Here is a 25,233-nt window from a genome sequence, read left to right as displayed (position 1 = left end):
TGTTTTGCCGCTCTTATGCCGTCAGAGCTGCGAAGCTGAATGCTCAGACAGGCTGGGTTCAGTTGTCGCTAATGATGCTCTGACGCGCCGTTTCATATTCATCTTTTAGTGTTGCAACAGTCTGCGCAACTGTCGTCAGTTCAGTAATCGCTCCAACGCCCTGACCAGCGCCCCAGATGTCACGCCAGGCTTTGCTCTTGCTGCTACCTTTTGAGCCAAACGACATTTTGCTCTTGTCAGAAGTGGGCAGGTTGTCCGGGTCAAGCCCTGCGTTCTCGATACTGCCCCGCAGATAGTTGCCGTGAACCCCGGTAAACAGATTGCTGTAAACAACGTCAGACGCTGAGGACTGCACGATCATGTCTTTGTAGGCCTGGTCGGCATTGGCCTCCTGGGTGGCAATGAACCGTGTGCCCATGTAGGCCAGGTCTGCACCCATCACCTTTGCACTTAGAATATGGTTACCTTTGGTGATGGAACCGCCCAGAATAACCGGGCCATCAAAGAAACTGCGAACCTCGGACAGCAGGGCAAATGGACTTAATGTTCCTGCGTGGCCGCCGGCCCCTGCGGTTACCAGAATCAGGCCGTCAACCCCCGCAGCCAACGCCTTCTTTGCATGCCGCACGTTGATTACATCATGAAACACCAGGCCGCCGTAGCTATGCGCTGCCTCTATCACCATAGACGATGCCTGCAGACTGGTAATAATGATTGGCACCTTGTGTTTTACGCAGACCTCCATGTCGTGTTCAAGCCGGTCATTGGAGCCATGGGCAATCTGGTTGACGGCATAGGGGGCTACTTTGGCGTCCGGGTTTTCCGCCTTGTATGCAGCCAGTTCGGTTTCAATTTCTGTTAACCATTCATCCAGCTTCTCTGCAGGCCTTGCATTCAGTGCCGGAAAGGATCCCACCAGTCCGGCTTTACACTGTTCGATAACAAGCCTGGGGGTGGAAATTATAAACAGCGGTGAGCAGATCACCGGCAGCGCTAATTTATCTTTGAGGGTATCTGGCAGACTCATTTGTCTGAACTCCTGTTTTTGTCTTAAATGAACTGCTGTTTGAGTTTTTTCTTGGAGATTTTTCCGTTGTCGTCCCGTGCAATGCTGTCGACGATATTGATCGTCCGGGGTACTTTATATTTTGCGAGTCGGCTCTCCAGATGAGTCTTGATTTCAGCGACTGTATCTTCAGTTGGGTTGTGGAATTTGACTAACCCGACAAGCGACTCGCCATATTCCGGGTCCGGAATTCCGATCACGGCGCAGTCCTGAACACCTTCGATTTCCAGCAGCACGTTCTCGATTTCAGCAGGGTAGATATTGACGCCGCCGGAAATGACCATGTCCGAGATGCGGTCACATACATACAGATAACCATCATCGTCGAAGTAACCCATATCACCTACGGTCACCAGGCGGCCGAGTGCGGCTTTGTCTCTTGCTTGCTGGTTATTCTGGTACGTGAAGTCCGGGTAGGCGGGCTGTCGCCCGTAGATAACGCCAATGTCGCCGGTAGGGCATTCGTTGCCATCCTCATCAATGATCTTTACCTCGGCGCCCAGGGCCGGCTTGCCCACGCTTCCGGGTTTTTTGAGCGCATCGTCGGGGTGCTGGATGGTGAGCATTCCGGTTTCACTGGAAGCGTATGTTTCGTGAATGACGGGTCCCCACCATTCAATCATTGATGCTTTTAATTCGGGGGCGCAGGGTGCTCCGGTTGATGCAACGAAGGTGACCGATGATATGTCGTACCGTTGCTTTACCTCTTTTGGCAGGCGCAGGAGTCTCACGTACATGATCGGGACCAGATACACCGTCGTTATTTTGTGCTGCTCTATGAGGCGCAGAATATTTTCTGCATCAAAGCCCTGCGTCAGTACCAGCAATTCGCCGTATAACAAAGCCTGCAGTGTCATGTTGTTCGGCGCACTATGATAAAGCGGAGCCGGCATCAGAGTTCTTGCGCTGGGTATAACGCCCCAGGCTTTTTCTGCAAGCTCTCTCATCAATGGCAGGAAGGACGGATCAAGGGGCATACGGCGAACCCCTTTCGGGTTCCCTGTGGTGCCTGAGGTATAAGGCATCATGCCCCTTGGGCTTCTCTCGGGACCGTTGTAGACAGGTTGTTTACTTAGCCAGTCCTCGTAGTTCGTGTGAGTTCCATCGTGAGAATCTATCACCAGAACGGGTATGCCTGTTGGAATGACGGATTCAATTTCCTCCAGGAATTCCGACTGGATTATCAAGGCCTTGGCATTGGAGTCGTTCATGATATGGCGGGCTTCGCCGGCCTTGAAATGCCAGTTGATCGCACAGTGATATATGCCTATCGTTCGACATGCCACCATGATGTCCATAAACACCGGGTGGTTTCTCATCATGACAGCAACAACGTCGCCCTCAGTCAGTCCCAGCTCAGTTAACCCACCTGCGAGTTTCAGCCCGCGTAAATCAATATCAGATCCTGAGAGACGTATGTCTTCAAAAATGAGTGCGGCAGTCATTTGATTTCCTGTTGTTTTTGGTAGCCCGCCTATGCATTCGCATTCAGGCCAGAGCACTGGTATCGGGTAGCGACACTTTAAGGTACGATCCGGATTCTCGACAATGCATCAAATTAACCCCAAACTGTTTCCAAATTGGCAACAATAAGGAGCGTCTTTTGGATATCAAAGACTTGGAGGTACTGGTGGCCATTGTAGAGTCGGGCAGTATGAGTTCTGCCGCCCTTCGTCTGAACACCAGCCGCTCAAACGTCAGCCGCCGATTGAAAAAAATGGAGTCGGATCTTCGTGTGCAGCTGTTGAGGCGAACGACGCGTCACATGGAGCCAACGCAAATTGGCTGGGCCATGTACGAGCACGCAGTGAAGGTCACACAGGAGCTGTCTGCTCTTCAGGCTACCGTTCAGGATATGGGCCGGAATCTGAGAGGTCATGTGAGGGTGAGCATGCCGATCGGCCTTGGGCAGATGACTCTCGGGCCAGCCTTGCTGGAGTTCTGCAAATTGCATCCGGGAGTGACCATGCAGATAACCTTCAATAACCGTATTCTGGATCTGTTGGAGGAAGAGGTGGATATCTCTGTTCGCGTTGCTAACGTGCCTCCGGAAAACTATGTGGCCAGGGAGCTGTCTGGAATTGAGTGGGTTCCCTGTATTTCTCCTGGTTATATTGAGCAGTATGGCAGCCCGAAAGTACCTGCTGAGTTATCTGAGCACTACCTGGTGACACCCCCGGTAAGACACAACCGGCTGATCTGGAGCTTTTTCTCTCAGGATTCAGAGCAGCGACACGTGGTTGAGGTGATACCCAAGCTGCAATGTGCCGACATGAACTTCCTTAAGCAGTCCGTCATCCTGGGGAACGGTATTGGGGTTCTACCCTACTATTTAATCAGTGAAGAGCTGAAGAGTGGGGTATTACTCCGGGCACTGAAGGGGTTTGATTCGGATCCGAAAATGTGGGGCGACAAGATGTTTCTGATAACAGCTCCCAGCTTGTACCCATCGCAAACGGTGAGGACGCTGCTGGACTTTATTAAAGATTCATTTTCGGAAGAGGGTGTTGTGGGCAAGGTGATGAAGGGGCAGTTTGGAGGTTCTTTCTGACTTTGCAGCGTGCCTGTTTTGAAACCAGTGTCGACACAAGCGAAAGATACCGCCGAGCCCTACTGAGTATGAGCGCCTGGTGCAGAAGCATTGGGATATTGGACCCACGCTGGGGTATAGCCATCTTTCGCCACAATTCATGCAGAAAGTTGTCGAGATCAATCCTTTAACTATCGGCTATGGTTGTCAGGCATTCAAAAAAGCAGGAGTGATTTATGAGCAATGCCGCTATGCATGAGAAGTGGAATGAAAAATGTCATTTGGCGCGAGTGGCCCAGGGAAGATACAACCAGGATCCCAGCCCTACGAACTATTCAAAGCTGCAGAGCGCTCTTTATGAGAGAAGCCTTTTTGAGGAAGAAATGGATCCAGGCGCGCTAGTCACACGCACAAGCCAGGGCAGTAATTACGCGTGGACACTTTGTTGATGCTAGAAACAACAAAGCCCGCACAAGGCGGGCTTCATCTGAATTTTTAATGGTGCCCGGAGGCGGAATCGAACCACCGACACGAGGATTTTCAATCCTCTGCTCTACCGACTGAGCTATCCGGGCAAGTTGCAAGACTGCTGTGCAACGGGGCGCTATTAAACCGGTTTCGGTGTATTGAGTCAAGGCCGGCCCGGAAAAAATCCTGAATCTTTTCAGGCTTGGTCAGGCTTTGACCAAACTTGTGTCATTGCTCCGGTGGTACGTAGCCTTCGGCTTTATCGAAAGGTTCGTTATTGAAGTAATGCTCCATTTGCGCCTGCAGGTATTTCCGGGTGTTGGGGTCCATAAGGCTCAGGTGTTTTTCGTTGATCAGCATGGTCTGCTGGTTTTGCCATTCTTCCCAGGCTTGTTTGGATATGTTCTCGAAAATGTCCTGGCCTTTCGCCCCGGGCATGGGTGGGAAAGCCAGGCCTTCCAGTTCTTTCTGGTATTTGCGGCAGAAAACTGTGCGGCTCATGATTGCTCCTGTCTGGGTATGTGAGTGGTCGGATTCGTGAGCAGGGTGCGTATAGGCGCTGGCAGGCCCAGGGTTAGGGCTTCGTGCCGGTGCAGCCATTTGTGTTGAGCATCGTCTCTCACGGTGTTCTGTCTGGTTACATTCAGGCGAGCAGGCTGAATGTGCAGGTGGTAATGGGAAAATGTATGTCGGAAGCCGCCGATCAGTTCAGGTTCTCCGCAGTCAAATCCAAGGCTCTGCTCACACGCCTCCTGAAGTTCGTCTGCACCATAGGCCGGATCCAGCTCGGGCAGGCTCCAGAGGCCGCCCCAGATGCCAGTGGGCGGGCGTCGTTCCAGCAGGATACGGCCTTCCTTATCTTCCAGTATGACCATCCAGGTTGTTTTCTCGGGCTTGGCTTTTTTGGGTTTGGAGCCTGGGTAGAGGCTGACCTCTCCTCTGGCATGGGCCGTGCAGCCCTGTTGCAGAGGGCAGCTGTTGCAGGCGGGGCGGCTACGGGTGCATACAGTTGCACCCAGATCCATTATGCCCTGGGTGTAATCCCGAACGCGCTCCTCCGGAGTGTGGGCTTCGGCATGTTCCCAGAGCTGCTTCAGTACAGAGGTCTGTCCTGGCCAGCCGGGAACAGCGTGGTAGCGGGCCAGTACCCGCTTTACATTGCCGTCAAGAATGGCCGCGCGCTTGCCAAATGCCTGTGCAATGATTGCGGCGGCGGTAGAGCGGCCTATGCCCGTGAGGGTTTCCAGCTCTTCCCGGGTGTCGGGAAATATGCCGCCAAAGTCGTTTACAACGGATTGGGCTGCTTTCTGGAGGTTGCGGGCGCGGGCGTAATAGCCCAGTCCGGACCAATGGCTGAGCACGTCATCAACCGGGGCCTCCGCCAGAGACCGGACATCGGGGAACCGTTCCATGAAAGCCTGGAAGTAGGGGATAACGGTTGCTACCTGGGTTTGCTGAAGCATGATCTCGGAAACCCACACCCGATAGGCGTTGCGGTTGTGATGCCACGGCAGGTTGTGCCTGCCGTGCTGGTCGTACCATGTCAGAAGATTTTCGGCGAAGCAGCCTGCTGTCACTTGAACAGTCCTTTGAGGGCGTCTTTAACTTTCTCACCCTCGCCTTCACCAAACTTTTCAGTGAGCTTTTCGCTGATTTTTTCTTCGGCTTTGTCTTTCACCTTGTCGACTTCTTCTTTGGCTTTCAGGCGCGCAGCGTTTTCTGCAATGGTTTTCAGTGTGTCGCGGAAACGGGAACCGTCAAAGGAGCACAGGCTGGCTGCACCCGCCGAGAAATCACCGCGGCATTCCACAGGAATAACTACGTTTTCAACGTACTCGGTCACCCGGCAGGCGTTGTCTCGGTGGATTTCACCAACAATTCTCAGGCCGAGTTCGTAATCAACGAGGGTCTGCTTCAGGTCGACGGTGCCATTACCTTCCAGCTTCATGCCCGCCAGTGAGGCGACCAGATCGGTGTTGTCAAAGACATTGCCGTTGATGTCCAGTGTGCCGTGCATGTCGTTGAATGGCGTGGTTTCGCCCCAGTCGGTGGTTGTCAGCTGGTCCTGGTTGGCCAGTGCAATTCCCTGACAGGCCATGCGGGTCAGGTTCATGTTGCGGAATTCACCTTCGGCAAGGTTGAAGCTGATCTGTCCATCGGCCTTTTCTCTGAGTACAGATATGCGGTTACCGGAGGTGGTTGCATTAACCTTGAGATTTGCGCCGCCGGCAAGCATGGTGACTTCTGCGAGGTCTGCCAGCAGTGGAAGAGTCTGGACATTGCTTACATCAGAACTGACTGTCCACTTAGGGGTATCGGTGCGGGCATCAATGGTGACGTTGGCGTCAAAGCCGCCTTCATAAAGCTTGCCACTGAATTCATCCACTTTCAGTAGGCCTTTGCTGGCGGTTGTGCTGGCCTTGATGTCGCTGATGGTCAGATTGCTTGCGATCAGCTCTCCCAGCCCGAAATCAATATCGAGCAGCAGGCTGCGCAGGGTTTCCAGTGGGAGCAGGTCGCTTTCAGGGCCTGTTTCAGCAGTTTGTGCCGGTGCATCAGCTGCTGATTCAGTGGCGTCGCCTTCAGTTGCAGGGGGCAGGTAGCGGTCAGCGTTGAGTTTGTCGCCCTGAAGTTCAAATACAACTCCGCCATTGTCGAGGTTATAACTGCCTGATCCTTTGAATGTAGTGTCATCCAGTTTGATCACCAGATCAGACAGTGCGGGTTTGCCGGCAGCGCCACCGATGTTGGTGGAGAATGCAATGGCCTCGAGAACGGCTTCATCCGTTGTCTCAATGGCAGCTTGCCCCAGGTTTTCCATCAGTTCTTTGAGAGAAAACTCATCGATGGCTACCTGGCCTTTGAGGGTTGGTTTATCACCGAAACCATTAACATCGAGCTGGGTCGACAGCGTCAGGTTTGCGAGGCTGGCAGTGAAGTCGCTCAGCGTAGCGGTTTCGTTTTCCAGATTGGCTTTGGCAGAGCCACCGAGTTTTGCTGTTACTGTTTTGCCGCCGAAAGGTTCGCCGCTCATGTCAAAAACAGCTTCCAGCCCGGAAACGGCAAAATCGTTCAGAGCTTCGTTGGCCGCCAGGCGGACTTCTATGTTCCCGTCAACCGAGAATTGTGGCTGGCTGGTTTCTACACGAAAGCCGATTTCCAGCGGGAATTCGGAGCCGAGAGTAATATTGCTGGCATTGACGGTGAAGTCTTCAAGAGTGACTGTCTGGCCGGTACGCTGGTCACTGTAGTGCACCTGCGCATTGCTGATCTGGATGTTTTCGACATTGAAATTCAGGGTTTGGCCGCTGCCCTGTTCGGTTTCCGGAGCGGCAGTTTCCCCGGAATTGCTGGTAACGTCCTGCTTGTCCTGTTGTTCATCAACGGCTGCAGAGTCTGGCATAATGTGGGTCCAGTTGCCTTCTCCCTGTTCGTTAATGCTCAGGTGAGTGTCCAGACCATCCAGTACGAAGGTGCTGACCTGTGGCGACATGGCAAGCAGAGACCAGAAGTCGATCTGGGCAACCAGTTGCTTCAGTGCGATGAAGCGTTCACCATCAAGGTTGGCTTCTACATCATTCAGCTCCAGCCCGAGAGGAATAAAAGACCAGCCGATATCGCCGTCAAGAACGAGTTCGAGGTTGGTTTGATCTTCAACAACCTGTTCGATCTGTGGTTTGTAGTCGTTCGGGTCTATGACTGCCATGGCAATAGCAATCGCGACAATGGCAAGAACGACAAGTGCAACTATGGCGATCAGCGCATAACGTATGGCTTTCATGTTTCAGACGTCCTTTCTTTTGCAGTAGCTTTCAGGATTCAGGGCGAATCCGGGCGTGAATAATCTAAAGGATAACGCAGGGTTAATAAATTAACAGGGTGGGAGTATGACAATGCCGTAGTGTTGGGCCAAAATACATCTATTATTTTCCCGCTTTGTTGTTACGTATAAGCATAAAAAGGAGTTCGTTGTGGCTATTACTGTTTCGATCGAGCTGAGTCGGGAGCTTGAAATTCCGGCTAGCTACGATGACGTGTTTGAATTGCTGGCTGATGTCCCGCGCTCTGCGGGCTATTTTCCAAAGGTAGATAAGCTGGCGGATCTGGGCGGCAATACCTATCGCTGGGAAATGGAAAAGGTTGGCGTCGACAAATACGCTATCCAGGCAATTTATGCATGTCAGTACGTTTCAGATAAAGACGCCGGAAAAATTTCCTGGGAGCCTGTAAAAGAGGAAGGCAACGGTGTAGTGCGTGGGTCCTGGACGTTGACGGCAAAAGGAGACGAAACTACCGCCCTGAAGTTTCACACCTGTGCCGAGCTGACTATGCCCCTGCCAAGCTTGCTGAAGCTTGCCATCAGCCCTGTCATCAAACACGAATTCAACGGTTTGGTGGATACCTACATGAAAAACCTGAAGAATGCTTTTTGAACAACTTGTGTTCAGGCTCACACTATCGTAACGATTAACCCGGCTATGGGACTCCTGCAGGCATAAAAGGTATAATCCGCGAATCAAGTTTTCCGGCGTTGTGCCACCTAATCTGCTACGGAGTCCCCATGGCCGAACGTAAGGCTCGGGTAGAACGAAATACCCTAGAAACCCAGATCACCGTTGAAATCAATCTCGACGGCACCGGCAAGTCCAGTTTTGATACCGGAGTCCCGTTTCTTGATCACATGATGGAGCAGATATCCCGTCATGGTCTGGTCGATCTGAACATTGTCTCCAAAGGCGATCTGCACATTGATGACCACCACACGGTAGAAGATATCGGCATCACCCTTGGTCAGGCTTTCAAACAGGCCGTGGGTGATAAAAAAGGTATTCGCCGGTATGGTCACGCCTATGTACCTCTGGATGAGGCACTTTCCCGCGTGGTTATTGATCTCTCAGGCCGCCCTGGTCTGATTATGGAAGTGCCCTATACCCGCAGTATGGTGGGTGGGTTTGATGTCGATTTGTTTGAAGAGTTTTTCCGTGGGTTCATCAACCATGCGATGGTGACCATGCACATCGACAACATTCGCGGCAAAAACACCCACCACCAGATCGAAACTGTGTTCAAAGCATTCGGCCGCGCCTTGCGCATGGCTATTGAAATGGATGAGCGCATGGCGGGTGTTACTCCGTCGACCAAAGGCCTGTTGTAAACCGCCACTCAAGGACACCGCATTAACCATGAAAACCGTTGCCATAATCGACTACGGCATGGGGAACCTTCACTCTGCCCGCAAAGCGGTAGAGCATGTGGCCCCGGATACCAGAGTTCTGGTAACCGATAACGCTGATCAGATTCGTGAAGCCGACCGGGTAATCTTGCCGGGGGTCGGCGCAATCCGTGACTGTATGGCAGAGATGCGCCGACATGGGGTGGATGAACTGGTGCGGGAAGTCTCCCGTGACCGTCCATTTCTGGGCATTTGTGTCGGTATGCAGGCACTTATGTCCCGAAGCGAAGAAAATGGCGGCGTTGACGGCATCAATCTCTTCCCTTCTGAAGTACGTTTCTTCGGTGAGAACCTGATAGAAAATGGCGAACGCCTGAAGGTGCCTCATATGGGTTGGAACGAGGTGTATCACACCAAAGAGCACCCGCTTTGGCAGGGTATTCCCGACGGTGACCGCTTCTACTTTGTGCACAGTTACTACGCAGAGGCAGAAGGCAATGCGGATATCGCCGGACGCAGCCATTACGGCGTTGATCTGGCTGCTGCGGTGGCCCGGGACAATATTTTTGCTGTGCAGTTTCACCCGGAGAAAAGTGCCCGGGCAGGACTGCAACTTCTCAAGAACTTTACTGACTGGAACGGAACATGCTGATTATTCCCGCCATTGATCTCAAAGACGGAAAGTGTGTGCGCTTGCGCCAGGGCCGGATGGACGATTCCACGGTTTTCGGTGGTGACCCTGTTGATATGGCCACCCGTTGGGTGGAGGCCGGCGCCCGCCGGTTGCACCTTGTGGATCTGAACGGCGCGTTTGCAGGTGAACCGGTTAACGGTGAGATTGTCCAGGCCATCGCCCGTAAATACCCTGATCTGCCAATCCAGATTGGTGGCGGTATTCGCACGGCAGAAACAATCGAGGCCTATCTCGAAGCCGGTGTACAGTGGGTGATTATCGGAACCAAAGCGGTTAAAGAACCGGAATTTGTGACCGAAATGTGTAAGCGTTTCCCTGGCCATATAATCGTGGGCCTGGATGCCAAAGATGGTCGCGTAGCTACAGATGGCTGGGCCGAAGTGTCTGAAATCATGGCGACTGATCTGGCTAAGCGGTTTGCCAGCGATGGTGTTGAGGCGATTGTTTATACCGACATCAACCGTGATGGCATGATGCAGGGTGTAAATGTTGAAGCTACAGCGGCTCTGGCCGAAGAGGGGGGTATACCTGTCATAGCTTCCGGTGGCGTTACGAATATGGATGATCTCAAACGCCTGGCACCCGTTGCCAGCAAGGGCATCATCGGCGCTATTACCGGCCGCGCTATATATGAAGGCACCCTGGATGTTGCGGAAGCCCAGGCATTCTGTGACACCCTGAAAGGCTGAACAAGGTAGATTTTATGGCACTGGCAAAGCGCATTATTCCCTGTCTGGATGTGGACAAAGGGCGTGTTGTAAAAGGCGTAAACTTTGTGGATATCCGGGATGCGGGCGACCCTGTGGAAGTGGCTCGCCGCTATAACGAACAGGGTGCTGACGAGATCACTTTTCTGGATATTACGGCAAGCCACGAAAGCCGCGACACGACTTATGAAACCGTTGAGCGGATGGCGGCTGAAGTTTTTATCCCGCTTACGGTTGGTGGTGGTGTTCGTACCGTTGATGATATCCGTAAGCTGTTAAACGCCGGAGCAGACAAGGTGGCGATTAACACAGCTGCGGTATTTAACCCGGAGTTTGTGCGGGAAGCGGCAGAGCGCTTTGGCAGCCAATGCATTGTGGTGGCGATTGATGCCAAGCAGGTCAGCGCTGAAGGCGAAGCGCTGCGCTGGGAAATCTTCACCCATGGAGGCCGCAAGCCAACAGGGCTGGATGCTGTTGAGTGGGCCCGCAAAATGGTGGAAATGGGTGCCGGCGAACTGTTGCTTACAAGTATGGACAGAGATGGCACCAAGGCAGGATTTGATCTTGGCCTTACCCGTGCAGTCAGTGATGCCGTAATTGTTCCCGTGATTGCCTCAGGTGGTGTAGGTGAGCTTCAGCACCTGGCGGATGGTGTTACCAAGGGGGGGGCAGACGCAGTTCTGGCCGCGTCTATTTTCCATTTTGGTGAGCACACAATTCCTGAGGCCAAAGCCTTTATGAAGGCTCAGGGAATCGAAGTCCGGGATTAGTCCTTTTTAGCGAGAGCAGGCCTTATGGCCTGCTTTTCCCCTTCTGCAAACATCTTCTGGTTGTTGTTACGGATAGCCCAGAGTCCGCTCACTGTGGCGATGGCAACGCCTTGCTCATCCAGTAGCGGAAGATGTTTTTCGAGATAATCGATAGTCACCGTATGCGGATGGCCAATGCCAATCGCACTGCCGTGTTCCTTTGCCCGCCGGACCAGTTCCCTGAATTGCTGGTCGATAAACTCTTCGGTTTGTTCGTGATCCAGAAACACGTCCCGTGTCATGGTTGGTATCTGATAAGCCTCAGCAACGCTGCCCGCTACTGATGAAGCTATGGTGCGGCTGTCGATAAAATAAACCGGGTAGCGGTTGAGTTCTTTCATCACCCAGTCCATGGGTTTCAGTTGCTGGGTCAGCAGGCTGCCCATATGGTTGTTCACGCCCTGTACATAGGGAATGGATTTCAGGGCGCGGCGCAGTGTGGTAGTCACACTCCGTTCATCCATATCTGAGGTTAATCCACCCGGGCCAAGGCTGAAGTTCCGGGTATTGGCCATGGGGGCGTGCAGCATGATCTCTTTGTTGCGGCTGTGTGCCAGGCGTGCAAGAGCATCTGTGTGCCGCCGATAGGGCAGGAATGCCAGGGTCAGCGGCTGGTCGATGTTGGCAAGGCGTTCACCTTCATGCAGATTGTGCCCCATGTCATCAATGATGATGGCAATGGTTGGCGGGACAGCGTCCGTTACCGGATCGGCCGCTACAGCCCTGCCCGCCAGGCTTGTCAGGGCTGCCAGGATAAGCGCCCCCAGTGTCAGGCCAGACATAGACTTCACTGTACTGAGCCAGCTCTTTGGGGGGCAAGAATGTGCAGTCCTTTCAGCAGATTGAGTGCTGAGCGTAGCTGATAGTCGCGGTCTGCTATGGAGCCGGTCTGGCTTTCTGCTTCTGATTGTTTGCCGGTGCCTTCTGCATTGTCCGCTTTCTCATCCTGGCCAATGAGGTGGCCGCTCAGATCCGCTTCGGTAAAGAAGGGGCGGCTGTCCAGCTCCTTGAGCTCTGCCGGGCGGACTTCTATATCAGGCTCAATGCCGGTGGCCTGAATGGAACGGCCGTCGGGAGTGTAGTAGCGGGCAGTTGTCATTTTGATAGCGTGGGTTTCATCCAGCGGGATGACCGTTTGAACGCTGCCCTTACCAAAAGACTGGGTGCCCATGATTACGGCCCGTTTGTGATCCTGCAGGGCGCCGGCAAGGATTTCTGAAGCGGAGGCCGAGCCGCCGTTGATCAGAACAACAATGGGTGTGCCAGCCATTACGTCACCGGCTTGAGCACTGAAGCGAAGACGCGAGCTCTGGATCCGGCCTTCGGTATATACAATCAGCCCTTCATCCAGCAGTGCGTCCGCCGTTGCCACCGCCGCCTGCAGTACGCCACCCGGATTATTGCGCAGGTCGATCACCAGCCCGTCGAGGTCGCTGCCATGATCTTCTTTGAGCTTCTTAAGAGCTTTGGTGAACTGTTCTCCGGTCTCCGCCTGGAACTGGGTCAGGCGGACGTACCCGTAGCCGTTTTCAATCATGCGGCTTTTTACGCTGGTAACCTTGATAACATCCCGCTCAACATCTATCTCGATCGGCGCATTCTGTCCTTCACGCATGACCGTCAGGGTGAGTATGGTGCCTGGCTTGCCGCGCATCAGCTGCACAGCTTCCTCAAGACTCATGCCCTTTACCGGCTTCTCATCAAGTTTGATGATCAGATCCCCTGCCTGAACGCCGGCTTGCTGAGCCGGAGTGTCGTCAATTGGAGCGATAACTTTTACAAAGCCGTTCTCCATGCCGACTTCAATACCCAGACCACCAAACTCTCCAGAGGTGCTTTCCTCCAGTTTTTCATAGTCTTTGGGGGCGAGATAGGTGGAATGTGGGTCCAGGTCCGAAAGCATGCCTTTGATGGCGCTTTCCAGTAACTGACTGTCGTCTACGTCTTCAACGTAGGCGGCCTTGATGCGGGCGAAAACTTCCGTGAATTTGCGCAGGTCATTGAGCGGCAGCTGCTTCTCCGGATCGGGCAGGGTGATTTCAACACGCTCCCCATCCTGAATGCCTTCCAGAGTCCTTGTGGTGTCTGAAGAGCTGTCCTGGGCGAAGGCCAGCCCTGGAAGTGCGATGAAACAGGCCGCAAGAATGGCAGAGCGCAAAGGTATGGCTTGGAGTGTACTTCGGACCCGTTTCATTCACATATCCCGTGGTTATTCCGGTAGTTAAACTGAGAACTGAGCTGAGAACCAGGCAGAATCAGCCGGCTGAATTCTCCGCCCCGACAGTATGGCGTCAGCGGGCGCATTTGTCAGCCCTGCTGCGGGTGCTCACTTGCCCAGCCAGCGCCCCGGATTGTCTGGTTTTCCATTGTGGCGCACCTCAAAATAAAGCGCCGGGTTTTCTGTACCACCTGTGCGGCCTGCCAGAGCAATGGCTTCCCCGGCTGCAACCCAGTCGCCGGGACTGGTAAAGAGGCTGCTGCTGTGGCCATAAAGTGTCATGTAGCCATCACCGTGATCAATAATTGTTATGAGCCCGAACCCCCTGAGCCAGTTGGCGAAAACAACCCTGCCATAGTGGATGGCTTTTACTTCCGCACCCTCGGCGGTCTGGATCAGCAAGCCGTTTCTCCGGAGTTTGCCATTTGCATATTTATCGCCAAACCGGCTGGTAACCTTACCCTGTGCGGGCCATGGAAGTTTGTTTCTGAGTGAGGAGAAGGGTTGTGATTCGTTCGGAGACGGAATGCTTGCAATGGCTTGCTGTACTTCCGAAAGTAGCTTTTCCAGGCGCTTGCGGTCGGATTCCAGCTCGTCTTTTTCGCCGCGACGGTTGTGGATATCCTGTTTAAGCGCGACCAGTGTTTTCTCGCGCTTCTGGCGGGACGCCTGCAGTTCCTGCTGGCGTAGAATGACACCTTTCTCGGCTTTGGCAAGCTCTGCCCGGGTGCTTTGAACGGCTGCCTGCGTTACTTTCAGCTCCTTCAGGTTTTTATGGAAGGTTTCCAGACGCCCGATGGTGTCGCGGCTGAGGTATTCGTAGTAGGTCATGGTCCGGGCAATGTTGTCCGGATCTATCTCGTTGAGCAGAACCTTTACGGCTGGAGCATCACCCTCCATCCAGGCGGTGCGGATCTGTTTCTTCAGACTTTCGCGTTGCTGCTCCAGTGTTTGTGTCAGTTCTTGCTCCTCGCTCTGGAGTCCGGAGAGTCGCTGCTGCTGTTTCTCGACCTGCTCACGCAGAGATCGTCGCTCACGGGTCAGACGGCTGATAGAGCGCTCGGCCGCAGCAAGCTGCTGCTCCAGGGTAGAGCGATCCTTTTCGGCGTCGGCCAGCCAGTCGTCGATATCCTCAATGCGTTCCTTGAGGGCTTCAATCTGGGCTGGTGTAACCTCTTGCTCCGATGCTACCGGCGCAGCACCCACGAGAAGCGTGAGTGCCAGCGCAGCTATTGCAGTAAGTCGCAATGGTATGGCCTGTTTCCGGATCAACCGATTTTGACCAGACTGTGCCCGGTCATTTCCTTTGGTTGCTCCAGATCCATCAAGGTGAGCAGGGACGGAGCCACATCGCTCAGGCTGCCGCCATCCTCAAGGCGTACCTGGCGGTTACCTGTGTAGACAAGGGGAACCGGGCCAATGGTGTGGGCGGTATGAACCTGGCCAGAGCTGGGGTCTGTCATCTGCTCGCAGTTGCCGTGGTCGGCGGTTATCAGCGCCTGCCCACCCACTTCGTCCAGTGCTTCGACTACGCGTTGCACGCATTTATCCAGGCATTCCGCGGCCTTGATGGCTGCATCCAGTTTGCCGGTATGGCCAACCATGTCGCCGTTGGCGTAGTTGCATACCACCAGATCATATTTGCCGCTCTTGATGGCTTCCACCAGCTTGTCTGTGACTTCCGGAGCGCTCATCTCAGGCTGAAGATCGTAGGTAGCTACCTTGGGCGAGGGCACGAGAATCCGGTCTTCGCCGGGAAAGGGCGTCTCCAGCCCGCCGTTAAAGAAGAAAGTAACGTGCGCGTATTTTTCTGTCTCGGCAATGCGAAGCTGGGTTTTGCCCAGCCCTGCCACGTATTCACCCAGGCCGTTAACCAGTTGCTCGGGGGGGTAGGCGCATGAGGCTTTGATATCCGCAGCATATTCGGTGAGCGTCACAAAGTCGGCGAGATGCGGGTGTTTCTGACGTTTGAATCCTTCGAAGTCTTCGTCCACGAAAGTGCGAGTCATCTCCCGGGCACGATCAGCGCGGAAGTTCATGAACAATACTGCGTCGCCATCATTGATGGTGCCTGCCGGTTCGCCCGCATTCTGAATGTGGGTCGGCTTTACAAATTCGTCGTTTTCACCGCGTTCATAGGCCTGTTCCAGGCCGGCAACAGGGTCTGTTGCGGTGAATTCTGACTCGCCGAGAGTCATAAGGTTATAGGCAGCTTCAACCCTGTCCCAGCGGTTATCCCTGTCCATGGCGAAGTAGCGCCCTACAATGGATGCTATGCGACCTACGCCCAGACTTTTGAGTTTTGCTGCTGCCTTCTCCAGTGAGGGGCGAGCGCTGCGAGGCGGCATGTCTCGGCCATCGAGGAAGGCGTGAATGTAGACTTCTTTTGCGCCCCTTGAGGCCGCAAGCTCAGCCGCCGCGAGAATGTGATCTTCGTGACAGTGCACGCCGCCCGGCGATAGCAGACCCATCAGATGAACAGCGCCACCCTTACTTACTGCTTTATCAATGGCGGAGCACAGAACCTTGTTTTCGTTAAAGGTTCCTTCTTCCAGATCCTTATCAATACGTGTCAGGCTCTGATAAACCACACGACCTGCGCCCAGGTTCATGTGCCCGACTTCCGAATTGCCCATTTGCCCCTTGGGCAGGCCGACAAACATGCCGGATGTGTTTATGAGTGTTTTGGGCCTGGTTTCCCAGAGCTTGTCCCAGAAGGGCGTGTTGGCGTTACTGATGGCGTTGTCGTCGGCGGGATCACGATGGCCCCAGCCGTCCAGAATTATCAGTGCTGTCGGCTTGCGCAATGCTGTCATCATTCAGTCCGGAAGTAGAGTAGTGATAAGTTTTCTGAAGTAGGAGTGAAGCTTATCCATTTTTACTCTTTGAGGCCACAGTCGTCGTGTTTAAGGTCGCCTTCTGTCCTGCGAGCAGGCTGTGTATAATCCGCCCAAACTTATTTTCAGGGTTACCTCATGGATCGGTTGTTTGAATTTGTCGTTAACCACTACGTTCTGGCTTCGTTGTTTGTGGCCTTTCTGGTCGCTATCCTGATTCTGGAGTCCCGGCGTGGCGGTGCAAAAGTTTCTGCCCAGGCGGCTGTCAGTCTGATTAACCGGGATGAGGCCATTGTGGTTGATATCCGTGATCGCAAAGAGTTTGGCGAGGGGCGTATCACCGGTTCAGTCAATATTCCTCTGAGCAGTCTGAAGAGCCGGGCTGCTGAACTGAAGAAGTACAAGGACAAGCAAATCATCGTAGCGGACAAGATGGGGCAGCATTCCGCCATGGCGGTCAAGCAGCTCAACGCCGAGGGTTATGCTAATGTGGTGCGCCTCAACGGGGGTGTTGCCGACTGGAGGGCCAGCAATTTGCCGCTGGTGAAGAAATAACCGGCGCTGGACTATTCTGGCCGATGCAAATATATAATGGGCTTTTGGCCCACCCAATGACTCGCTACAAAACCGAAAGGACTGAACATGGCTGAGAATCAGCAAGCCGCCGCAGGCAATGAAAACCAGAACCAAGCCCAGTTTGCGCTTCAGCGTATTTACGTGAAAGATCTTTCTTTCGAGTCCCCGAACTCGCCCGTAGTATTTCAGGAGCAGTGGAAGCCGCAGGTGAGTCTGGACCTGAACACTGCCCATACTAAAGTCAGCGACAATCAGTATGAAGTAGTGCTGTCACTGACCGTTACGACAAAAATAGGTGAAAAGGTCGCTTACCTGGTAGAAATTCAGCAGGCTGGCGTGTTTCTGGTCTCTGGCATTGAAGGGCCGCAACTCGGCCAGATGCTTGGCGCCTACTGCCCGACCATTTTGTTCCCCTATGCTCGTGAAGCAATCGACGGAGTGGTTAACAAAGGCAGCTTCCCGGCATTGATGCTGGCACCGGTTAACTTTGACGCCATCTATGCTCAGGCCCTTCAGCGCAAGCAGGAAGAAGCCGCTGGAGAATCCGGCGCAGAGCAGAAGACGCACTGACAGCTATACTGCAAACCAAACCTGAAACAGCCCGGCATACGCCGGGCTGTTTTGCTTATGACCTGCCACTTCGCCAATCTGCTGTTCCCGATTGACCCTGAATAAAAATAAATCTCATCCTCGGTCTTGATTTAAGTTAAGTATTGAATAAGAATCTATCGCATTAGTATTTATATTTGCGGGGTTCGTTGTGATTAATTCTGTATGTCGATGGTCCGGTTGCATCAACCGGTCTGTGCTCTTCGCTTTGATCGCAGTCTCGATGCCCGCCTATTCTGCCGGCTACCTGGATGAGCTGGTAGTCACCGGGACACGCAGTGAGCGAACGGTTCTGGATACGCCGGTACGCACCGATGTTGTTACCTCCAGGGAAATAGAGCAAACCCACGCCCGAAGTCTCAAAGAAGCTCTGATCAACGTACCGGGCCTGCAACTGCGGGAAATACACGGCAAGCCGGGTTATGAAGTGTGGTTGCAGGGTATTGATGCCGATCGTGTACTCGTGCTGGTGGATGGTCTGCCCGTGAGCGCCACCACAGGATCCGCTATTGATGTGAGCCAGCTGGCGGTGCTGGATATTGAGCGGATTGAGGTAGTGAAAGGTGCTGTTTCGGCTCAGTACGGCAGTGCGGCTATGGGTGGGGTTGTCAACGTGATTACCCGTGATGTGGGCTCAGGCGTTAAAGGAGTTTTCTCGGCGGATGCCGGTACTTACGGTGACCAGAACCCCTCCGGAGAGAAATGGGATGCTGGCCGTTACAGCGGTCGCGCGACGGTCTCTGGCGGCAATGAGCAGTGGGGTGTACGGGTGTCCGGTTCATCGCAGCACTCTGATGGCATAGACCCGGCCCCGGAAACCTGGGATCGCCCTGGCGACGAATACGACCGCAACGATGCTTCGGTGCGTGTGGACTGGCAGCCGGCAGAGAACAACAGGGTTTCCTGGTTTGGTTCGGTATTTGATGAAAACTCCAGTTCCCGTTACAGCACGCTTCCCGGGGGCACCATTAATCAGGGTAAAGACGAAGATGTGCGCCGTCTCAGAACTACCCTTTCGGGCGACCATAGCGACGGTAATGGGTTGCGTGGGCACTGGGCACTGCTGCACGAGCAACTAAGTGATGATACTTCCAAATATTCTGTCACTGGCACCTTTGACCGGCGGGAGGCCGACAGTTCACTTTCCCAGGCTTCAGGGCATATTGAATTTGCTCTGGGTGAGGCGCACAGGGTCCAGACAGGAGTTGACCTGAGGCGCGAAACACTAGAGCAGTACAAGGACGGAGTGTCGGAACTTTCCAGCAATGAAGAGTTTTCCCGGGAGGGTTATGAACTCTGGGTTCAGGATACCTGGTTCCTGTTGGATAACCTGGAAATCGCCAGCGGTCTGCGCGGGCAGAGAGATTCTGATTTTGGTAGTCACCTGGCGCCCAAGATCAACGCCCGTCTGGGCTTCGAAGATGGGGAGGGTTTTGACAGCTTTATTCGCGCTGGTGTAGGCGCGGGCTATCGCGTTCCAAACCTGAAAGAACGCCACTACCGTTTCGATCACAGCCAGCTGGGGTACATAGTTAACGGTAACCCGGAACTCGAAGCCGAATCATCTGTTAGCTATCAACTTGGCATTGGCGGCCATTTTGAAAAGAAGGTCTGGTTTGACGTAAACGGTTTCTTCAATGATATCGATGACCTGATTCAGACTGGCCTGGATCAGGAAGCAACGGATGCACGCACCGACAATGTCCAGGTCTACCACTACAGTAACGTTGATCAGGCTCGCACCTGGGGTGTTGAATCAACGTTAGGCTGGGAAATCGCTGAAGGCTGGCGTGTCTCTGCCGGCTATACCTGGACTGAAACCGAAGATGTAGCAACAGGTGATGATCTCAACAGACGCCCGCAACATCAGCTACAGGCTTCTGTTGATGGCCTGACCGGTATCCAGGGCTTGTCCTGGTCAGTAAGAGCCCGCAACCAGAGCTCTGAATATATCGATTCCACTCTTGGCAGCAAATCTCCCGGTTATAGCGTTGTAGATCTGAAGTTCAATTACCGGGTTCTTCCGGAGCTGAAGTTGTTTGCGGGCGTTGACAACCTTACCGACACTCAGCGCGATTTTTCCGACCCAGATGATTTCCAGCCGGTTGCCGGCCGATTCCTCTATGCCGGTTTCTCTATGACTCTCGGCGACCAGTGATTGCCCCTTTATTCAACAACAAGGAGCCATGAAATGGCACAACAGCACAAACTGAAGTTCCTGGTACCCGCTCTCGGTCTGATGATGACTGCGTGTGGCGGTAGCGACAATAAAATAAGTGAACAAGCGGATGATGGCGGGGCATCAGATAACGACTACAGCCAGCTAGTGATCGATGCACGGACTCAGACCCAGTATCTGAACCTGGCCACAGGAGAGGTGGTTTCCAGTGACGGGGACTGGGATCTGGCCTTCAATCGCACCAGTGTCCTGCTTAACTCGGGTGCTTCGGGCAATGGCAACGTTGCCGGGGCTATGGGTGATGAACAGGCGGAATTTTACGATGCGGACGGGAACCCTGATCTGAACAAGTTTGTCGGCGCGACAGCGGATGGCGAGCTGGACCATCTCAAGGATTCTTTTCCTGCGCCTGAAAGCTGGATATCAGACGATGTGGTCTATGCATTTGGTGATGGCTGGTCAGTATATGGCGACGGGGGCGTTATTTCAGAGGTTCCCGACATAGGGTATCTGGTCCGTTCCGCTGAGGGGGACAGCTATGCCCGCATGCGAATTGTGGATTTTAATTTCCCGACAAGGTCCGGCAACGGAATTGAGAGCTTCAACCTGGAGTTTGAGGTTCAGAGCGCAGGCACTACTCAGCTTTCTGGAACAACGATAAATTTCACTGAGCCGCTGGAATACGATGGTGGTGATGCCTGTTTCGATTTTGATACCAATGCAGTGGTGGACTGCTCGAGCTCGGATACCTGGGATGTTCTGATCGGTTTTTCCGGTCGTGAGTGGTACCTCAAAACCAACAGTGGGCCGTCCGGGGCGGGGCAGGGTGGAGCGCTTGGCCCGATTGACTGGTCAGAGTTGTCGGCTTACACAAGCGCAACAATCGATAGTGCTACAGGCGAATCTCTTACGCAGGCCTACGCATCAGACTCTACTGGCGGCCTGTTCACAGACAACAGCTGGTATGCCTATAACCTTCAGGGTGCCCACAAACTTTGGCCCAACTTCCGCGTATACCTCATCGACAGTGACTCCGAAGATGCCTCAGCGCCGGTCTACGCAATGCAAATTATCAATTACTACGGGGCGGATGGTAACAGCGGGCAGCCTGAAATCCGTTGGAAAGAAATCAGCCTGACAACCGGGGAGAACTGAGATGGAAGCACTTGCGGCTCAATCTGACATGTCGCTGGCGCAACGCTGGCAGCAGCTACTTGAAGAGCAACCCGGGCTTCGCATTCGCAATGCAGCTGAAGCCCTCGGGGTTAGCGAACTGGAACTCCTGCTCAGCCGTGACGATGGCGTCTATCCATTGAAGCCTGCGTTTGGCGCGCTGATGTCTGCAATGGATGATGTTGGCGATGTGATGATCCTTACTCGCAATGACCAGGTGGTACACGAAGTAACGGCCAGGTTCAGAAAATTTACGGTTGCTGCAAAAGGAGCCATGGGCCTTGCGGTGGGTGATATAGATATACGGGTGTTTCTTAACCAGTGGGCCCATGGCTATCTGGTGACAGAGAATGCCGGTAAAACTACCCGGGAAAGCCTGCAGTTTTTCAACGACCATGGCGGAGCCCTGCACAAGATCTATAAAACAGCCACGACTAATACTGATGCCTGGGATCTGCTTCTGGCGAATTATCTGGACAATGACCAGCCGTTTCCGGAGTTGTTAGCTGCGCCTGTGCGTGAACCGCGGGCTGATGCTGATGCGGTCGATGTTGTTGCCCTGCGCAAAGACTGGTCGGAACTCAAAGACGTTCATCATTTCCATGCAATGCTTAAGCGTAACAAGGTAGATCGTCTGACCGCAGTTGAGCTTATTGGTGCGAAGTGGGTTGCTCGTCTGAAGTCCTCCACCCCGGAGATCCATTCGCCATTGGATCAGATTCTGAACCAGGTCAGAACCAGCCGCTGCCCGATAATGGTGTTTGTGGGTAATCCCGGAATTGTCCAGATTTTCACCGGCACCGTAGACAACCTGAAGCGCACCGGCCCCTGGATGAATGTTCTGGATAAGCGGTTCAGTCTGCACGCCAATACCTATGGCATTCGTGACTGGTATGTGGTTCGCCGGCCGTCTGCAGACGGCATGGTGACATCCGTGGAGGGTTATAACGCACAAGGCGACCTGGTGATCACCTTGTTTGGCAAGCGCAAGCCAGGGCAGCCGGAATCTACAGACTGGCAGCGCGAAGTTGACACGCTGGAGAATGCGCTATGCGAATGAGTGTCTTGGTAGCCTTATGTGCTGCCTGCCTGTGGCTTTCCATTCCGGTGCAGGCCGGGCAACCCAGAATTGTCAGTGCCGACGGCAGTATCACGGAAACGGTCTACGCTTTGGGGGCGGAGGACAGTCTGGTGGGCGTTGATACTACCAGCAACTATCCGCCTGAAGTGCGGTCGCAGCCTCGGGTGGGGTATTTGAGGGCTTTGCCCTTTGAGGGGGTGCTGGCGTTGCGCCCGGATGTACTCCTGACCACTGTGGAGGCTGCTCCGGACAGAACTCTTGAACGCTTGAAACAGGCTGGCGTGGAGGTTATCCAGCTGCCTGTTGCGCGTTCGCCTGAGGGTGCCATGGCGCGTATTCGCGAGGTTGGCCGGGTTCTTGGCAAGGGCCCGGAAGCAGAAACCATGGTTGCGGATATCCGGAAAAGAGTTGAGCGCATTGACACCAATACCGAAGGTACGCCGGCGCAAGTGCTATTCCTTATGGCGGCGGGGAATCACGGTGTGATGATTGCCGGCCAGGATACCGCTGCCAGCGCCCTTCTTGACGCCTTGGGTGCCGACAATGCAATGGGCGATATAAGTGGTTATAAACCTGCTGGTCGCGAGGCACTGCTTGCTTCCCGTCCCGATGCGATCGTTGTTGCGGAATCCCGCCCCGGACAGTTCGATATAAACCAGTGGCCCCAGTTGGCAGCGCTGGATGCCTGGAAGCAGGGCCGGTACTACATAGGCGACAGCATGTTGCTGCTCGGTTTTGGTCCCCGGCTGCCTCAGGCAATGGAAGCGGTTGCAGGGGTGCTGGCGAAAGCGGGGCCGGTTGCCAGTGCAGCTCATTGATGGCGCTGGCCGGCTGGCAAAGGGGCCGGCTTTACTGATAATTCTCGGAGCCGCGTTTGCAGTCTCTGCGGTTTCCGTTACCAGTGGCGCCTACCCCCTTTCTGCAGCCGATATTCTTGCAGTACTGAAGGGTGAACTTGATGACGATATTGTCAGCATGGTGCTGTTTGATGTACGCCTGCCTCGTCTGATTCTTGGTTTTCTTGTGGGCGCTGTGCTGGCGGTTTCCGGTGCGATTCTGCAAGGCCTGTTTCGTAACCCGCTGGCAGACCCCGGGCTTATCGGTGTCTCCGCTGGAGCATCTCTGGCGGCAATTGCCGTTATCGTGCTGGGTGGAACCTGGCTGGGAGGATGGCTGGATCTGGCGGGTGTGTGGGCACTCCCGGTTGCCGCTTTTGCGGGTGGTAGCGGCACCGTCTTTCTGGCCTGGCGCATCGCCAGAAGAGCGGGGCAAACGTCAGTAGCGACCTTGCTGCTGGCAGGGATAGCCATCAATGCTATTGCCGGTGCAGGTACGGGATTGCTGACCTTCTATTCGTCGGACGAAGAGCTACGTTCACTGACCTTCTGGACAATGGGAAGTCTGGGGCATGCAGCCTGGGATGATGTGGTTATGGCTGGCCCCTGGCTTTTGTTGTCATTGTGCGCAGCCCCGTTTCTGGCACGGCCACTGGATGCGTTTCTGCTTGGGGAGCATGTGGTTGGTCACCTCGGGTATAACGCTGACTGGGCCAAACGTGCTGCTGTATTGATTGCAGGGCTCGGTGTGGGTGCGGCGGTTGCGGTGAGTGGTCTGATTGGTTTTGTCGGGCTGGTTGTGCCTCATCTGGTGCGGCAGGCACTCGGTGCGGGGCACCGGATTGTCATTCCCGTAAGTGCGTTGGCGGGCGGGACATTGCTGGTGGGCGCGGATTGCCTTGCACGGGTGGTGGTGGCTCCGGCGGAATTGCCAATCGGATTAGTGATGGCATTGATTGGTGGCCCGTTTTTCCTTTTGTTGCTGCTGAGAACGAGGATAGTCTGATGCTGTTACAGGTCGATGGTCTGGGTATTCATCTATCCGGAAAGCCGGTTGTTAAAGGTCTCGGCTTTCACCTGGATGCCGGAGAGTTACTTGTTGTGCTGGGCCCGAATGGTGCGGGCAAGTCCACGCTGCTTAAGGGGCTGGCGGGAGAGCACAAAATAGCTGGAGGGCAGGTGATGTTCGACGGGCAGCTAATGACAGGCTGGTCGAACCGGGATCTGGCGAAGCAGAGAGCTGTTATGCCCCAGAGGGTTGAAGTGAACTTTCCTCTGACGGTAGAGGAGATTGTACGCCTTGGCCGCCCACCCGAACCCCTGGCGCAGAGCATGCCCATTCTTATGGAACTGATGGAGTTGCTGGACATAGCCCATCTGCAGCATCGCCTTGCGCCTGGCTTATCCGGAGGTGAGCAGCAGCGGGTTCAGCTTGCCCGTGTGCTGGCTCAGATATGGGATGCAGAGGGGCCAGTGTTGCTGCTGCTGGACGAATGCACGTCAGCGCTGGATCCAGCCCACCAGCAGCATGTGTTTTCGTTGCTTCGGCGGCTGGCGCGCCAGCGGGGATTTGCCGTGCTGGCCGTTGCTCACGATCTTAATCTGGCCGCAAGGTTTGCTGACCGGTTGATGTTACTTCATCAGGGGCAAGTTCATATTGAAGGGCTGCCTTCGGAGGTACTCACCGAAGGTGTGCTGGCCGAGGTTTACGGCCTGTCTGCGAGAATTCTGGAACTGGAAGAGGGCTATCCGCTGGTCATTCCCCGGGACGACGCGCACAAACCCGGTTATTCCTGGGCTTCGTTTTCAAGGTTGGCGCCCGAAAAACCGAGCTGTCGCCAGGCTTCGTAAACCACCAGAGCAGTGGTGTTTGACAGGTTCAGACTGCGACTTTCCGGGCGCATCGGAACTTTCAGGCAGTGCTCTGTGGATAATCCCTCGCGTACTTCTGCCGGCAGCCCGCGGGTTTCCGGACCAAACATCAGGTAGTCACCTTCCTGATAAGCTACCTGATGGTAGTAACGTCGACCTTTTGTGGTGAAGCCGAACAGACGTCCGGGCTGCTCGCTGTCGAGAAAGGCCTGATAGTTCTTGTGTACGCTTATCGAGGCATACTCGCTGTAGTCGAGCCCGGCCCGCCGCATCTGCTTGTCTTCCAGGGTAAAACCCAGGGGCTCAATCAGATGCAGTCGACAGCCGGTGTTGGCGCACAGCCGGATGATATTGCCCGTATTGGGCGGTATTTCCGGCTCGTACAGCACCACATTCAGCACGCTG

Annotated in this window: 24 protein-coding genes and 1 tRNA gene; 14 read left to right on the top strand and 11 right to left on the bottom strand. The window is 54.3% G+C overall.

The genetic code is table 11. From position 1 onward, the window contains the following. Nucleotides 1–58: 58 nt before the first annotated feature. Both DS878_RS11495 and DS878_RS11490 read right to left on the bottom strand, forming a co-directional pair. Nucleotides 59–1,027 carry an NAD(P)H-dependent flavin oxidoreductase gene (locus DS878_RS11495; RefSeq protein WP_113816090.1) on the bottom strand — a complete coding sequence of 323 codons (969 nt, stop codon included), beginning with the start codon at nucleotides 1,025–1,027 and terminating at the stop codon, nucleotides 59–61. 23 nt (nucleotides 1,028–1,050) lie between these two features. Continuing rightward, a complete protein-coding gene (locus tag DS878_RS11490) occupies nucleotides 1,051–2,511 on the bottom strand; it encodes an AMP-binding protein (RefSeq protein ID WP_113816089.1) in 1,461 nt (486 codons plus the stop codon). 158 nt (nucleotides 2,512–2,669) lie between these two features. Here DS878_RS11490 and DS878_RS11485 point away from each other — a divergent pair, with 158 nt between their 5' ends. Next, nucleotides 2,670–3,617 carry a LysR family transcriptional regulator gene (locus DS878_RS11485; protein WP_113816088.1) on the top strand — a complete coding sequence of 316 codons (948 nt, stop codon included), beginning with the start codon at nucleotides 2,670–2,672 and terminating at the stop codon, nucleotides 3,615–3,617. A gap of 478 nt (nucleotides 3,618–4,095) precedes the next feature. Here the strand turns inward: DS878_RS11485 and DS878_RS11475 are convergent. The 4 genes from DS878_RS11475 to DS878_RS11460 all read right to left on the bottom strand — a co-directional run bounded on the left by DS878_RS11475 (nucleotide 4,096) and on the right by DS878_RS11460 (nucleotide 7,845). After that, a tRNA-Phe gene (locus tag DS878_RS11475) sits at nucleotides 4,096–4,171 on the bottom strand. A 121-nt stretch (nucleotides 4,172–4,292) separates the two neighbouring features. Further along, entirely contained in the window at nucleotides 4,293–4,565 is a 273-nt protein-coding gene (locus tag DS878_RS11470) for an oxidative damage protection protein (protein WP_113816086.1), read from the bottom strand. Next, nucleotides 4,562–5,641, bottom strand: a complete 1,080-nt coding sequence (mutY, locus tag DS878_RS11465) for an A/G-specific adenine glycosylase (protein WP_113816085.1) — start codon at nucleotides 5,639–5,641, stop codon at nucleotides 4,562–4,564. The genes DS878_RS11470 and mutY overlap by 4 nt, the downstream gene beginning before the upstream one ends. Beyond that, nucleotides 5,638–7,845 (bottom strand): AsmA family protein, encoded by a 2,208-nt coding sequence (locus tag DS878_RS11460; protein ID WP_113816084.1) that lies wholly within the window; start codon nucleotides 7,843–7,845, stop codon nucleotides 5,638–5,640. Before DS878_RS11460 ends, mutY begins: the two co-directional genes overlap by 4 nt. 190 nt (nucleotides 7,846–8,035) lie before the next feature. On the opposite strand from DS878_RS11460, the gene DS878_RS11455 reads away from it, so the two are divergent. From DS878_RS11455 to hisF, 5 genes are all read left to right on the top strand, one after another. Further along, nucleotides 8,036–8,497, top strand: coding sequence for an SRPBCC family protein (locus DS878_RS11455; protein WP_113816083.1), 462 nt, complete (start codon nucleotides 8,036–8,038; stop codon nucleotides 8,495–8,497). A gap of 128 nt (nucleotides 8,498–8,625) precedes the next feature. Then, nucleotides 8,626–9,219 carry an imidazoleglycerol-phosphate dehydratase HisB gene (gene hisB, locus DS878_RS11450; protein WP_113816082.1) on the top strand — a complete coding sequence of 198 codons (594 nt, stop codon included), beginning with the start codon at nucleotides 8,626–8,628 and terminating at the stop codon, nucleotides 9,217–9,219. 28 nt (nucleotides 9,220–9,247) lie between these two features. After that, a complete protein-coding gene (gene hisH, locus DS878_RS11445; RefSeq protein WP_113816081.1) occupies nucleotides 9,248–9,889 on the top strand; it encodes an imidazole glycerol phosphate synthase subunit HisH in 642 nt (213 codons plus the stop codon). Next, nucleotides 9,883–10,620 (top strand): 1-(5-phosphoribosyl)-5-[(5-phosphoribosylamino)methylideneamino]imidazole-4-carboxamide isomerase, encoded by a 738-nt coding sequence (hisA, locus tag DS878_RS11440; protein ID WP_113816080.1) that lies wholly within the window; start codon nucleotides 9,883–9,885, stop codon nucleotides 10,618–10,620. The genes hisH and hisA overlap by 7 nt, the downstream gene beginning before the upstream one ends. A gap of 14 nt (nucleotides 10,621–10,634) precedes the next feature. After that, a complete protein-coding gene (hisF, locus tag DS878_RS11435; protein ID WP_113816079.1) occupies nucleotides 10,635–11,408 on the top strand; it encodes an imidazole glycerol phosphate synthase subunit HisF in 774 nt (257 codons plus the stop codon). Here hisF and DS878_RS11430 read toward each other — a convergent pair. The 4 genes from DS878_RS11430 to gpmI form a co-directional block, all read right to left on the bottom strand. Further along, the gene (locus DS878_RS11430) at nucleotides 11,405–12,229 is read right to left on the bottom strand and encodes a divergent polysaccharide deacetylase family protein (protein ID WP_113816078.1); all 825 of its coding nucleotides are present in this window, start codon (nucleotides 12,227–12,229) and stop codon (nucleotides 11,405–11,407) included. The genes hisF and DS878_RS11430 overlap by 4 nt on opposite strands. 5 nt (nucleotides 12,230–12,234) lie before the next feature. Next, nucleotides 12,235–13,641 (bottom strand): S41 family peptidase, encoded by a 1,407-nt coding sequence (locus DS878_RS11425; RefSeq protein ID WP_113816077.1) that lies wholly within the window; start codon nucleotides 13,639–13,641, stop codon nucleotides 12,235–12,237. A gap of 132 nt (nucleotides 13,642–13,773) precedes the next feature. Beyond that, the gene (locus DS878_RS11420; RefSeq protein WP_113816673.1) at nucleotides 13,774–14,913 is read right to left on the bottom strand and encodes a murein hydrolase activator EnvC family protein; all 1,140 of its coding nucleotides are present in this window, start codon (nucleotides 14,911–14,913) and stop codon (nucleotides 13,774–13,776) included. A gap of 20 nt (nucleotides 14,914–14,933) precedes the next feature. Then, on the bottom strand, nucleotides 14,934–16,481 hold the full coding sequence (gpmI, locus tag DS878_RS11415; protein WP_113816076.1) for a 2,3-bisphosphoglycerate-independent phosphoglycerate mutase: 1,548 nt from the start codon (nucleotides 16,479–16,481) through the stop codon (nucleotides 14,934–14,936). Between the two features lie 159 nt (nucleotides 16,482–16,640). On the opposite strand from gpmI, the gene DS878_RS11410 reads away from it, so the two are divergent. From DS878_RS11410 to DS878_RS11375, 8 genes are all read left to right on the top strand, one after another. Beyond that, nucleotides 16,641–17,057 (top strand): rhodanese-like domain-containing protein, encoded by a 417-nt coding sequence (locus DS878_RS11410; RefSeq protein ID WP_113816075.1) that lies wholly within the window; start codon nucleotides 16,641–16,643, stop codon nucleotides 17,055–17,057. Between the two features lie 87 nt (nucleotides 17,058–17,144). Further along, nucleotides 17,145–17,648 carry a protein-export chaperone SecB gene (secB, locus tag DS878_RS11405; protein WP_113816074.1) on the top strand — a complete coding sequence of 168 codons (504 nt, stop codon included), beginning with the start codon at nucleotides 17,145–17,147 and terminating at the stop codon, nucleotides 17,646–17,648. Between the two features lie 262 nt (nucleotides 17,649–17,910). Beyond that, nucleotides 17,911–19,845 carry a TonB-dependent receptor plug domain-containing protein gene (locus DS878_RS11400; protein WP_113816073.1) on the top strand — a complete coding sequence of 645 codons (1,935 nt, stop codon included), beginning with the start codon at nucleotides 17,911–17,913 and terminating at the stop codon, nucleotides 19,843–19,845. A gap of 33 nt (nucleotides 19,846–19,878) precedes the next feature. Beyond that, nucleotides 19,879–21,021 (top strand): HmuY family protein, encoded by a 1,143-nt coding sequence (locus DS878_RS11395; RefSeq protein WP_113816072.1) that lies wholly within the window; start codon nucleotides 19,879–19,881, stop codon nucleotides 21,019–21,021. A 1-nt stretch (nucleotide 21,022) separates the two neighbouring features. After that, nucleotides 21,023–22,099 carry a hemin-degrading factor gene (locus DS878_RS11390; RefSeq protein WP_113816071.1) on the top strand — a complete coding sequence of 359 codons (1,077 nt, stop codon included), beginning with the start codon at nucleotides 21,023–21,025 and terminating at the stop codon, nucleotides 22,097–22,099. Then, nucleotides 22,090–22,938: a hemin ABC transporter substrate-binding protein gene (locus DS878_RS11385; protein WP_261977785.1), complete on the top strand. Its 849-nt coding sequence runs from the start codon at nucleotides 22,090–22,092 to the stop codon at nucleotides 22,936–22,938. Before DS878_RS11390 ends, DS878_RS11385 begins: the two co-directional genes overlap by 10 nt. Next, nucleotides 22,925–23,962: a FecCD family ABC transporter permease gene (locus DS878_RS11380; protein ID WP_222837458.1), complete on the top strand. Its 1,038-nt coding sequence runs from the start codon at nucleotides 22,925–22,927 to the stop codon at nucleotides 23,960–23,962. Before DS878_RS11385 ends, DS878_RS11380 begins: the two co-directional genes overlap by 14 nt. Further along, on the top strand, nucleotides 23,962–24,807 hold the full coding sequence (locus tag DS878_RS11375; RefSeq protein ID WP_113816068.1) for a heme ABC transporter ATP-binding protein: 846 nt from the start codon (nucleotides 23,962–23,964) through the stop codon (nucleotides 24,805–24,807). Before DS878_RS11380 ends, DS878_RS11375 begins: the two co-directional genes overlap by 1 nt. On the opposite strand, the gene trmL is transcribed toward DS878_RS11375, so the two are convergent. Next, entirely contained in the window at nucleotides 24,744–25,229 is a 486-nt protein-coding gene (gene trmL / locus DS878_RS11370; RefSeq protein WP_113816067.1) for a tRNA (uridine(34)/cytosine(34)/5-carboxymethylaminomethyluridine(34)-2'-O)-methyltransferase TrmL, read from the bottom strand. The genes DS878_RS11375 and trmL overlap by 64 nt on opposite strands. Between the last annotated feature and the right edge of the window lie 4 nt (nucleotides 25,230–25,233).

This window comes from Marinobacter sp. F3R11, from assembly GCF_003318275.1.
Lineage (GTDB): Bacteria > Pseudomonadota > Gammaproteobacteria > Pseudomonadales > Oleiphilaceae > Marinobacter.
The sequence above is the reverse complement of the archived record's forward strand: the minus strand, read 5'-3'. Positions and strand labels throughout refer to the sequence as shown.